This is a genomic window from Microbacterium oryzae, from assembly GCF_030406385.1.
GTDB lineage: Bacteria > Actinomycetota > Actinomycetes > Actinomycetales > Microbacteriaceae > Microbacterium > Microbacterium oryzae_A.
In genome coordinates this window covers 241,935-253,049 of the sequence record NZ_JAUEPM010000004.1, presented here as the reverse complement: position 1 = coordinate 253,049, position 11,115 = coordinate 241,935, and the positions used below count along the sequence as shown (strand labels likewise).

Here is an 11,115-nt window from a genome sequence, read left to right as displayed (position 1 = left end):
CCGCCGGCCGGCGCGCGCGCACCGCCCGGCGGGCGCGCGCCGCTGGTTGGGGGGGCTTCGTCCCCCCCCGCCGGCCTCCGGGCCGGTGTGTCTGGGGGTGTCGCCAGAGCTTAATGTGCACACCCCCCAACTCCCGGCCGGGGCGGCCCCCCCCCGCCCCCCCCCCCCACCCCCACGGAGGTCGACGCACCATGAGTTCGCACACCCTCATCGCTCCCGACACGGAGGCGATCGTCACCGGAGCTCCGCTCTCGCGGAGGCGCCGCCAGCTGCGGAAGGCCGGGGAGTCCTACGGCTTCCTCGCCCCGACGCTTCTCCTGCTCCTCGTCCTGATGATCGTCCCGATCGTCATGGTGATCGGGTACTCCTTCCAGGACCGCGCCGTCATGGGCGCCTCGTCCGGCTTCGTCGGCCTCGCCAACTACGTCGAGGTGCTCTCCGACCCCGGCTTCTGGAAGGCGACAGGCAACACCCTCTACTTCACGGGCGTGAGCGTCGCCGCGCACCTCGTCATCGGGCTCACCTTCGCGATGCTGCTGAACAGCACGCTCATCGGCGTCGTGCCGCGAGCCATCTTCCGGGCCCTCTACGTGCTGCCGTGGCTCTTCACCGCCGCCGTCATCGCGGTGCTGTGGCGGATGCTCCTGGCCCCCAATGGCATCATCAACTTCCTCCTCACCACCGACGTGGAGTGGCTCGCCTCGCCGCAGCTCGCGCTCGGCACGGTCACCTTCATCAACATCTGGGCCGGCTACCCGTTCTTCATGGTCAGCCTGCTCGCCGGCCTCCAGGGCATCCCGGGCGAGCTCAACGAGGCCGCGACGGTCGACGGCGCCAACGGCGTGCAGCGGTTCTGGAACGTGACCATCCCGCAGCTGCGGCCCATCATCGTCAGCCTCCTGCTGCTCGACTTCATCTGGACGTCGCAGCAGTTCGCCCTCATCTGGATGACCACCGGCGGCGGCCCGATCGACGTCACCGAGGTGCTCAGCACCTTCACCTACAAGCTCGCATTCGCCCAGTACGACTTCGCCGTCGCCGCGACCTCCGCCGTCCTCGTGCTGCTGATGTCGATGGTGCTCGCGGTGCTCTACGTCCGACACCAGAAGGCGAGGGACTGACATGGCGACCGCGGCCGTCACCACCCGCAGCACCACCCGTTCTCGCAGCACCCGCGCGGGCCACACCACCCGCGCGACCCGCACCCGGATGGCCCGCATCGGCGTCATCATCGGGCTCGTCCTCGGCGCGATCTTCGCCGCCGGACCCGTGCTGTGGATGCTCTCGAGCTCGTTCAAGTCGAACACCGAGATCTTCGAGCTGCCGCCCCGGCTCGTCACCGACTCGTTCTCGTTCGACGCGTACATCACCATCCTCACGACGCCCGAGACCGTCCGCTTCTTCCTCAACAGCTACGTCGTCGCCGGCACCGTGACGCTGCTGACGCTCCTCGTGGCCATCCAGGCCGCGTACGCGTTCAGCCGCTTCGAGTTCCGCGGCAAGCGGGTGCTGAACGTCGTGATCATCAGCGTGCAGGCGGTGCCGCCCATCACCCTGCTGATCCCGTACTTCGGCCTCGTCGTGGCGCTGAAGCTCTACAACACCTACCCCGGGCTCATCCTCACCTACATGGTGTTCACGCTGCCCTACGCGATCATCATGATGACCGGGTACTTCAACACCCTGCCGCGCGAGCTCGACGAGGCGGTGCGGATGGATGGCGCCGGGTCGATGACGGCCCTCTGGCGGATCCTCGTGCCGATCTCCGTGCCCGGCATCGTCTCCGTGGGGATCTACACGTTCATGATCGCGTGGAACGAGTACCTCTTCGCCCTCACCCTCACGCGCACCAACGACATGCGCACGGTGCCCATCGGCATCCAGCTGCTCATGGGCCAGCACTCCTACGAGTGGAACCAGATCATGGCGATGAGCATCCTCGGCTCGATCCCCGTGCTCATCCTCTTCCTCGTGCTGCAGCGCTACTTCATCAGCGGCCTCACGGCCGGCTCGGTGAAGAGCTGACCGACCTCGACCATCCATCAAAGGAGAACCACAGTGCTGTACACCGGCAAGTCCATCCTCGACGTCGCCAACGAGAACAACTTCGCCATCCCGGCGTTCAACATCAGCGACTGGGCGATGTTCAAGGGGATCATGGACATCAGCGAGGAGAAGGCCGCTCCGGTCATCATCGCCATCCACCCCGACGAGGTCGCCCACATCACCACCGACCTCATCCCCGCGATGCACGCCCGCGCGCACCGCTCGCACGTGCCCGTGGCCATCCACTGGGACCACGGCGGCACCTACGAGCAGATGATCATGGCCATCCAGGCCGGGTTCACCTCGGTGATGATCGACGCGTCGCTGCAGCCGTTCGAGGAGAACGTCGCGCTCACCCGCAAGGTCGTCGAGGCCGCGCACGCCGCCGGCGTGCAGGTGGAGGGCGAGCTCGGCACGATCGGCGCGAACGACAGCTACGGCGAGTCGGGCGCGGCGGAGATCATCTACACGAACACCGCGGACGCCGTGCGCTTCGTGGAGGAGACCGGCGTCGACAGCCTCGCCATCGCGATCGGCACCTCGCACGGCCTGTACCCGGCGAACAAGAACCCCGAGCTGCGCCACGACCTGCTCGAGGAGATCAAGGCGGCCGTCGGCATCCCGCTCGTGCTGCACGGCGGCTCGTCGAACCCGGATGCCGAGCTCGCCCGGGCGGTGTCGCTCGGCGTGAACAAGATCAACATCTCCAGCGACATCAAGGTCTCGTACCACAACCGCATGCGCGAAATCCTCGGCACCGACGAGCGCCTGCGCGAGCCGAACGCCATCCAGCCGGAGCCGCTCGAGGCGATGAAGGTGACCGCCGCGGAGAAGATCGACCTCTTCGGAGCCGCCGGCAAGGCCTCGCTGTACTGAGATCGCGACGAGGGAGGGGGTCGGGCATGGGATCGCTCGTTCTGGGGCTCGGCGGCACCGTCGACTACGAGGTGCGGTGGGAGGCGGCGACGCTCGACGCGCTGGCGCGCGAGTTCGCCATCCGCCGGGGTGAGCTGACGACGTCGGCGCCGATCACGGATGAGCGGTCCCTCGTCGTCACGATCCTCGCCTTCGTCGCCGCGGGCGGGGGCGGGGAGCGGTTCGTGACGTCATCGGAGATCCTCGAGCGGTTCGCGGACCGGTTCGAGAAGGCCGTGACGCTCGGCGGGACCGGGGTGCGCGCGGGGCTCGCCCTCGATCAGCTCGGCATCCCCAGCGTGCAGCACCTCGTGAGCATCGACGACAACGTGCGGCGCCTGCTGCCGTCGTCGATTCGCTACGTCTGCTCGGCTACCGAGGACTCGCTCGACCCCCACCTCATCGTGCAGTACCCCGCCGGAGCCCGCGTGCAGCTCGTCGACGCGGAGGTGATCGCACCGGCGCCGAACCGGCTCATCTTCGCCAACGACGCGCCCAACCGGGAGATGGCGCTCGCCGCGGACCTCGGGAGGGAGCTCGCCGACGCGGACGTCTTCCTCGTCTCCGGCTTCAACACCATGCAGGACGCATCTCTGCTGTCGAGTCGGCTGGACCCGCTGCTCGCGGCGATGCGCTGGCTACCGGATGACGCGCTCGTCTACTACGAGGACGCGGGCTTCTACCGTCGGGAGTTCTCCGAGACCATCCGGGCCCGCCTGCTGCCGCGGATCGACGTGTACGGGATGAACGAGGACGAGCTGCAGGAGTACCTCGGGCGCCCGGTGAACCTGCTCGACGTGGCCGATGTCTCAGCCGCACTGCGGGACATCCACCGGCTCATCCCCGCGCCGGCGCTCGCGGTGCACACGCGGTACTGGGCGCTGGCCGTCGGCCCGGAGGCCCACCGGCACGAGGCCGCGCTCGAGAGCGCGGTGCGGATGGCCGCCACGCGCTTCCGCCTCGGCGACCGCTTCACGCCCGCGGACCTTGACGAGACCGGGGCCTTGCCGCGGCATGCGGGGGGAGCTCGAGTCGTGGCCTCCCTCCCGGAGTTCACCGGCGTCGCGGCGTTCGACATCGACGTCGCGTCGCCCACGACGATCGGGCTCGGCGACACCTTCGTCGGCGGCTTCGTCGCGGCGTGCGCCTCACGAGAGGAGGCAGTCGCGTGATCGTCGAGCTGCCGTCGAACCGTCCGCCCGAGCGGTTCTATCGCGGGGGTGAGCGGATCGCTTCCTTTCGGGAAGAGTCCGTTGCACCGGAGCGCGAGCCGGAGGACTGGGTGGGTTCGGTGACGACGATCTTCGGCGAGGGCGAGCTGGGGCTGTCGCGGCTGCCGGACGGGCCGCTGGTGCGCGACGCGATCGCGGCCGACCCGAAGTTCTGGCTCGGCGCGGACCACGTGCGCCGCTGGGGCGATGACGCGCGCCTGCTCGTGAAGCTGCTCGACGCCGGGCAGCGGCTGCCGGTGCATGCCCACCCGCACGATGCGTTCGCCGCGGAGCACCTCGGGCACGCGCACGGCAAGGCCGAGGCCTGGTACATCCTGCAGGGCGGGTCGGTGCACGTGGGTCTGCGGCGCGATGTCTCCGCGGCGGAGCTTGCGGCGCTGGTGGAGGCGCAGGATGTCGACGCGCTCCTCGGCCTGTTGCACGAGGTGCAGGTGGAGCCGGGCGATGTCGTCTGGGTGCCGCCGGGGGAGCTGCACGCGATCGGCGTGGGCGTCTTCCTGCTCGAGCTGCAGCAGCCGGGGGACCTGTCGATCCTGCTGGAGTGGGAGGGCTTCCAGCTCGACGGCGCGAAGGACGGCCACCTCGGGCTCGGGTTCGACGTCGCTCTGGAGGCGGTGAACCGGCGGGCGCGGTCGACGGAGGAGCTGGCGTTGCTCGTGCAGACGGCGCCGTCGCAGGGGTCGGTGTTCCCACCTGCGGCGGACGCGTACTTCCGGCTGGAGCGGGTGCCGGTGGCTGGGCCATCCGTCGTCGACGCGGGCTACGCCATCCTCGTCGTCGCGCGCGGATCGGTGACGCTCGACGGGGCGCCGGTCGCAGCCGGGAGTACGCACCTCGTGCCGGCGAGCCACGGGCCCATCAGCCTCGACGGCGAGGGGGAGGTGCTCGTCGCGCGGCCGCCGGCGGCGTGACGGGTGATATCGTCCGCGCTATCATTTCTCGAAGGAGGAGGTGGCGTCATGGCATCGATCGTCATCCGGAACCTCGATGAGGGCACGAAGAAGCTGCTGGCTCTTCAGGCGAAGAGGCACGGCCGCTCGATGGAGGCGGAGGCGCGCGAGCTGATCGAAGCCGGCACGCGTTCGCACGTGCCAAACGTCGGTCTCGCGCTTCTGCAGGCAGCTCAGAGTGTCGGCGGATTCGACGATCTGCCCATTCCGGCCCGCGAGGATGTCGCGCGAGCGGCGGACTTCGAATGATCGTTCTCGACACCAACGTCGTCTCGGAGCTTTTCAGGGCGTCACCGGACTCTCGCGTCATCTCCTGGTTGTCGACCGTCGCGGATGACGTCGCAATCACTTCGATCACCCTCGCCGAGCTTCTCGCCGGCGTGCGCGCGTTGCCGGACGGCAGGCGGAAGGCCGCGCTCCAGGTCGCGATCCACGAGGCGATGCTCCCGTACCGGCAGACGGACGCGGTGCTGCCCTTCGACGACCGAGCCGCGGAGCAGTACGCCGAGGTGCTCGAGCTGCGTCGTCAAGCCGGTCTCCCCACCTCGACCGCCGATGCGCAGATCGCCGCCATCTGCCGCGCGAAGGGCGCGGTCTGCGCGACGCGCAACACGAAAGACTTCGTCGAGGCGGGTGTCGAGCTACTCAACCCCTGGGAGTGAGTCCGCCGTCCACCTGTGCAGGGCCGCGTCGAGCGCGTTCTGTTCCTCTCCGACCCACGCGATGTGGCCATCGGGCCGCAGGAGCACGGCCGGCGCATCCAGCTCCTCACCGACGTCGGTGATCCGGTCGACCCGCTCGGACCATCCGTCGATGGATAGCCGCCCCGTCTGATCGAGCAGCAGCCACCGCCCCGCGCGCATCCGCTCGTACAGTCGCCCCGTTGTCGACGGGAGGTCGCGCAGCCGGCGCCCGACGAGCGAATGGTCGGAGCCGAGGTCGTAGCGGATGCCGATGGACGCGATCCGCTCGGCGAGGAACCGGTTGACGTCGTCGAAGTCCATGAGCTCGGCGAATAGGCGGCGGACCGCCTGCGGTCCGGGCGCGGGGTCGATGAGCACGCTCTGCGCACGGGTGATCGTGAGGACGTCGGCGGCGACCGGATGCCGCTCGGTGAAGTACGTATCGAGCAGGTCGGGCGCGGCCCATCCGCGGATGTCAGCGGCGAGCTTCCAGCCGAGGTTGAACGCGTCCTGCATGCCGAGGTTCAGGCCCTGCCCGCCGAGCGGCGGGTGCACGTGGGCGGCGTCTCCGGCGAGGAACACGCGACCGACGCGGTACTGGTCCGCGAGACGGGTCGCGTCGGTGAACCGGGTGAGCGAGATGGGGGAGTGGGTGCCGAAGTCGGTGCCGGCGACCGCGCGCAAGCGCGCGCGGAACTCCTCGAAGTCGGGCGCGGCCGAGCGGTAGTCGGAGACCGCAGCGGCGGGCACGACGGCGCGGAAGTGGCCATCCGGGGTCGGACCGATGCCGAAGCCGCGCTGCGTCTTCCGGACCTCGTCAGAGATCGCGGCCACCTCATCCGCGGGCGTCGTGACGTCCATCTCGCCGAGCAGCCATTCCGTCGTGGCCGGGTCGCCCGGGAAGCCGATGCCGAGCGTGCGGCGGACGAAGCTGCGGCCGCCGTCGCAGCCGACCATCCATCGGGAACGCAGGCTCGTGCCATCCGCGAGTTCGACGGTGACGCCATCCTCGTCCTGCGAGAAGGCGGCGACTTCGGCGCCGCGACGGATCTCGGCGCCGAGTTCCGCGGCGCGCTCGGTGAGGAGCCGGTCGGTGACGGGCTGCGGGATGCCGAGGATGTAGCCGTGTGCGGTGTCGAGGTGCTCGGGCTGGGACTTGTCGATGCCGGCGAAGCGTCCGACGCCGGGGTAGGCGGTGCCGTGTTCGAGGAAGCGCCCGAGGAGACCGCGCATGTCGAGGATCTCGATGCTGCGTGCGTGGAGCCCGAGGGAGCGGACGAGGCGGGTGGGCTCCGCGTCTCGTTCGAGGACGAGCACGCTCACGTCGTGCAGGCGCAGTTCGCTCGCCAGCATCATGCCCGTCGGCCCGCCGCCGATGATGATCAGGTCGTACATGAGGAGCCCCTTCCGCTCACGGCGGCTCATTCTGCTCCGTATCGGGGGCCTTGCGGCAAGCCCCGGGGGCGGGGATAGCCTGAAGGTGGCAGGGGGCGCTGGCGCTTCCGCGAGTGGCCGCGTCTACCTAGGGCTCGCAGGCGAAGCCGTCTCCATCCCGATCGAGGTCGTAGATGTCGGTGCCGACCACACGAGCCACGCCGTCGAAATACGCAGGGCCGTTGCCGCTCCCTCCGGCACAATCGACGTCGCTGGCGATCGGGACGCACGCATCGGCGTAGTTCGGGTCGCACCCGTTCGAAGGCTGCGCCGCCTCTGGAGCGGGCGCGGGTTCGGGTGCTGCCGGTGGGGCGGGTGCGGGCTCGGGCTCCGGCGGCGGGGCCACATAGGTGCCGACGGCGACGACCTCGGCCACCGGCTCGACCGTGACGACGTCGGAGACGAGCTCGCGGCTGATCTCCGCGCCGTCGAGCTCCGTGATCAGGTATGTCAGGGTGCGCTCTCCGGCACGTCCCTCCGTCGTGACGTGGCGCTCTCCGCTCGGGAGCTGGGAGTCGTCGACCGTCGTCGAGGCGAAGGCGATGGCCTCGACGACCACCTCCTCCCGTGCCGTGGGAGTGGGCGTCGGTGTCGGAGTGGGAGTCGCGGACGGAGTTGAGGAGGGAGTGGGCTCGGGCGCGGCAACGCGCGCCTGGCGGTCGGAAGTCGAGCTTGAGGCGGAAGCCTCAGTGGGGCTATCGCCGCCACCGATGAGAGCGGTCGCGCTTCCCGTCACGAGCAGCACCGCTGCTGCTGCGGCCGTAACGGTGATCGCGGCCCGCTTCGATCGTAGGCGCAGCCACGTTCGCGAGCCTCGGCTCCAGCCGATGATCGCGGTCACGAGCACCACGAGTGCGATCGGCGCGATGACGGGTGCAAGGAGCAGCATCGGGATCAGCGCCACGGTGAAGAGTGCGACCCACAACCAGATTCGTCGTCGTGACGACTTCTTGCTTGCCAGCTCTTCAGGAGGGGATGACAGGTGCGAGGTCCACTGCTGGCCATCCCACCATCGCAACGCGTTCTGGGTAGAAGGATCCTGGTACCACCCGGGCGACGGCGTATTACTCATCGGGATTTCCCATGTTCACATTCGAGCTGAAGCGCCCTAGTCAGGAGTGCAAGACGCCATCGCTGAACGCAGCCCGGCCCCCGGGCACAGCTAAGCGTGCCTGCACCAGCGCCGGCGCGTCAAAATGCCAGGGTGATGGGTCGGGTTAAGTGGGGCGCTTCGCCCTCGCGCGTCGGCGCGCGACGAGGCGTCCGGATTCAGGCCGTATGCGCTTTGAGGCCATGCGTGGGCAGCCGCCTCAGTGCACGGCGAAGGCCTCCTGCAGCCACCAGGACCCGCCATCCGAGACGATCTTCGCGTCGATGACGAGCGGCGCCGATGGCTTCGACGCGACCCACTCGGCGACCGCGTCGAGGTCGTCGAGGGTCCGCACCGTCACGCCCGCCGCCCCGTACCCGCGGGCGATCGCGGCGAAGTCCGTGTCGGGAAACTCGACCGTCGCGAGGTCCGCCTTCGCCCCGAAATGGTGCACCTCCGCACCGTACGCGGCATCGTTGTAGACGATGACGACGAGCGGCAGCGTGAGCCGGCAGGCGGTCTCGAACTCGCTCATCGCCATCAGCAGGCCGCCGTCGCCGGTGCCGAGCACGGGCATCCGGTCGGGGCGGGCGAGCGCGGCGCCGATCGCGGTCGAGAGGCCGAGCCCGATCGACTGGAACGCCTGCGTCATGCAGAACCCGAACTCGTCGGGCACCTCGAGGTACTGGCTCGGGTACCCCATGAAGTTGCCCGAGTCGATCGACACGATCCGCTCGCGCGGCAGAAGGTCGTCGAGCCGCGCGGTGAGCACGCGGGGGTCGATGCGAGTGGATGTCGACAGATCGTCGATCGGGACGTCGCGCCACCGCGACTCGGTCGCGATCCGCGCGGCTACGTCCTGGGTGCGATAACCGGTGCGATAGCCGCGGCGGGCGGTGCCGCGGGCACGAAGCTCGGCGGTGAGGGCGCGGGCGGTCGCCGCGGCATCGCCCAGCACCCCGAGGGTGATCGGGCGGATGGCCCCGAGCGCGGCGGGCTCGACGTCCACCTGCACGAGGGCGGCGGATGGCCCGATGAGGGTTCCGCGACGCGTGGTCCAGTTGTTGAGCGCGGAGCCGAACGCGATCACGAGGTCGGCGTTTCGCAGCAGCTCTGCCGTGAGGGGCGAGGAGAATCCGCCGGAGATGCCGAGGTCGAACGGGTCACCCGCGAAGAGGCCCTTCGCGACCGCGCCGACGGCGAGAAGCGCGCCCGCTTCGTGACCGAGCTCGCGCAGCTCGGGGCCGGCGGTGCGCCCGCCGCGCCCGGCGAGGATCACGGGGCGCTCCGACTGCTCGACGAGATCGGCGAGCGCCGACACCGCGGCGGCATCGGGTGCCACGGGCAGGGGAGCGTCGGCGTGCAGCGGCGCCTCGAGCAGCTCCGCCGGCACCTGCCGTGCCTGGATGTCGATCGGCAGGCTGAGAACGACCGTGCGCCGCTCGTCACGGGCCGTCCGGAACGCGCGGACGACATCCCGCAGCGCCGTCTCGGGCGAGTAGATGCGCTCGGCGACCGCTCCCACGCTGCGGGCGAGGCCATCCTGGTCCATCGCGAAGTTGTTCGTGACGTCGCCGGTGCCCGACTCGGCCGCCAGCACGAGGAGCGGCGTGCGGCTCTTCGCCGCCTCGGCGATGCCGGTCGTCGCGTTCGTCAGCCCGCACCCCTGGTGCACGCTCACGGCGGCGACGGTCGACGACATCCGCGCGAAGGCGTCGGCGGCGGTCGCGGCGGCCATCTCGTGGCGCATCGCCGTGAACGGAACGCCGGCGTCGCGCAGGGCGTTCGTGACGTGGAAGTTGCCGCTCCCCACGACGCCGAACACGCGGCCGACGCCGAGCCGGCCGAGCGTGCGCCCGACGAGCTCGGCGACCGTGACGTCGCTGGCGGTCACCGGGCGTCCGCGGCGGCCGCGTCCTCCACGAGCGCCCAGACGCGGGCGGGGCTGCCGGTGCCGCCGACGATCGGCAGGGGCGAGACGATGAGCACCGCGCCGGTCGGCGGCAGCTCGGCGAGATTCTGCAGCGACGTGACGCCGTACTTGTCGTTGCCGAGCAGGTGGTAGTGCGCGGGGAAGGGCGGGTCGAGCTCCGCGCCGCGACCCGCGTCGATCCCGACGGTCTCGACGCCGAAACCCGAGATCGGGCGCTCGGTCGCCAGCCACTCGGCGGCGCGCGCGGTGATACCCGGCGTGTGCGAGCCGGTGTCGTCGGCGTTCAGGAACGCCTCCTGCGAATCGGCGTACCGATCCCATCCGGTGCGGAACAGCAGCCATCCGTTCTCGGGCAGCCGGCCGTGCTCGGCCTCCCACGCCTCGATGTCGGCGACGTCGAGGAGGTAGTCCGGGTCGCGCTCGACCTCGGCGCGCTTGTCGATCACGACGGCCGGCCCGATGAGCCGAGCGGGCGGGATCTGCGACACGTCATGCCCCTCGCGACCGGAGATCCAGTGCACGGGAGCGTCGATGTGCGTGCCGATGTGCTCGCCCGTGGTGAGGTTGTGATGCTTCCAGAACGGGCCCGGCTCGTCGTACGCGCTCACCTGCTCGAGCTGGAAGTCGACGAGGTTCGCGAACGGCTCCGGCAGGCGCAGGGTCGGCGTCTCGGACGACAGCGGGTTCGTGAGGTCGATGAAGCGGATGGCGCCGCCCGCGAGAGCGGACGTCAGCGAGTCGAGCAGAGACAAGGGATGCTCCTTCCGGGCCGCGTCGGCGCGGCGATGCAGCAGTGCTGCGTCCAGTGAAGCGCATCCTCGCGGAGGAGGGG

11 protein-coding genes and 1 pseudogene are annotated in these 11,115 nt (G+C 70.1%); 7 read left to right on the top strand and 5 right to left on the bottom strand.

Annotation, left to right across the window (positions count from 1 at the left end):
• The first annotated feature begins 191 nt into the window (after positions 1–191).
• Genes QWJ90_RS08765 through QWJ90_RS08735 form a run of 7 tightly spaced genes read left to right on the top strand, consistent with a single transcriptional unit; the run spans position 192 to position 5,805 of the window.
• Entirely contained in the window at positions 192–1,121 is a 930-nt protein-coding gene (locus QWJ90_RS08765) for a carbohydrate ABC transporter permease (RefSeq protein WP_290107336.1), read from the top strand.
• Position 1,122: 1 nt separating this feature from the next.
• A complete protein-coding gene (locus QWJ90_RS08760) occupies positions 1,123–2,025 on the top strand; it encodes a carbohydrate ABC transporter permease (RefSeq protein ID WP_290107334.1) in 903 nt (300 codons plus the stop codon).
• A 33-nt stretch (positions 2,026–2,058) separates the two neighbouring features.
• Complete coding sequence (locus tag QWJ90_RS08755) at positions 2,059–2,922, top strand: ketose-bisphosphate aldolase (RefSeq protein WP_290107333.1); 864 nt, start codon at positions 2,059–2,061, stop codon at positions 2,920–2,922.
• A gap of 26 nt (positions 2,923–2,948) precedes the next feature.
• Positions 2,949–4,133 (top strand): ADP-dependent glucokinase/phosphofructokinase, encoded by a 1,185-nt coding sequence (locus QWJ90_RS08750; RefSeq protein ID WP_290107332.1) that lies wholly within the window; start codon positions 2,949–2,951, stop codon positions 4,131–4,133.
• Positions 4,130–5,104 carry a class I mannose-6-phosphate isomerase gene (locus QWJ90_RS08745; RefSeq protein ID WP_290107331.1) on the top strand — a complete coding sequence of 325 codons (975 nt, stop codon included), beginning with the start codon at positions 4,130–4,132 and terminating at the stop codon, positions 5,102–5,104. The genes QWJ90_RS08750 and QWJ90_RS08745 overlap by 4 nt, the downstream gene beginning before the upstream one ends.
• Positions 5,105–5,152: 48 nt before the next feature.
• Positions 5,153–5,392, top strand: a complete 240-nt coding sequence (locus tag QWJ90_RS08740) for a FitA-like ribbon-helix-helix domain-containing protein (RefSeq protein WP_290107330.1) — start codon at positions 5,153–5,155, stop codon at positions 5,390–5,392.
• Entirely contained in the window at positions 5,389–5,805 is a 417-nt protein-coding gene (locus tag QWJ90_RS08735) for a type II toxin-antitoxin system VapC family toxin (protein WP_290107328.1), read from the top strand. The genes QWJ90_RS08740 and QWJ90_RS08735 overlap by 4 nt, the downstream gene beginning before the upstream one ends.
• On the opposite strand, the gene QWJ90_RS08730 is transcribed toward QWJ90_RS08735, so the two are convergent.
• The 5 genes and pseudogenes from QWJ90_RS08730 to QWJ90_RS08710 form a co-directional block, all read right to left on the bottom strand.
• Positions 5,785–7,221 carry an FAD-dependent monooxygenase gene (locus tag QWJ90_RS08730; protein ID WP_290107327.1) on the bottom strand — a complete coding sequence of 479 codons (1,437 nt, stop codon included), beginning with the start codon at positions 7,219–7,221 and terminating at the stop codon, positions 5,785–5,787. The two genes, QWJ90_RS08735 and QWJ90_RS08730, sit on opposite strands and share 21 nt — an antisense overlap.
• A gap of 127 nt (positions 7,222–7,348) precedes the next feature.
• Positions 7,349–8,185, bottom strand: a complete 837-nt coding sequence (locus tag QWJ90_RS08725) for a G5 domain-containing protein (protein ID WP_290107346.1) — start codon at positions 8,183–8,185, stop codon at positions 7,349–7,351.
• 51 nt (positions 8,186–8,236) lie between these two features.
• A pseudogene (locus tag QWJ90_RS08720) lies at positions 8,237–8,332 on the bottom strand (DUF2510 domain-containing protein); the annotation flags it as partial.
• Between the two features lie 238 nt (positions 8,333–8,570).
• Positions 8,571–10,244 carry a thiamine pyrophosphate-binding protein gene (locus QWJ90_RS08715; protein ID WP_290107326.1) on the bottom strand — a complete coding sequence of 558 codons (1,674 nt, stop codon included), beginning with the start codon at positions 10,242–10,244 and terminating at the stop codon, positions 8,571–8,573.
• Positions 10,241–11,035, bottom strand: a complete 795-nt coding sequence (locus QWJ90_RS08710; protein WP_290107325.1) for a cyclase family protein — start codon at positions 11,033–11,035, stop codon at positions 10,241–10,243. The genes QWJ90_RS08715 and QWJ90_RS08710 overlap by 4 nt, the downstream gene beginning before the upstream one ends.
• Positions 11,036–11,115 lie beyond the last annotated feature (80 nt).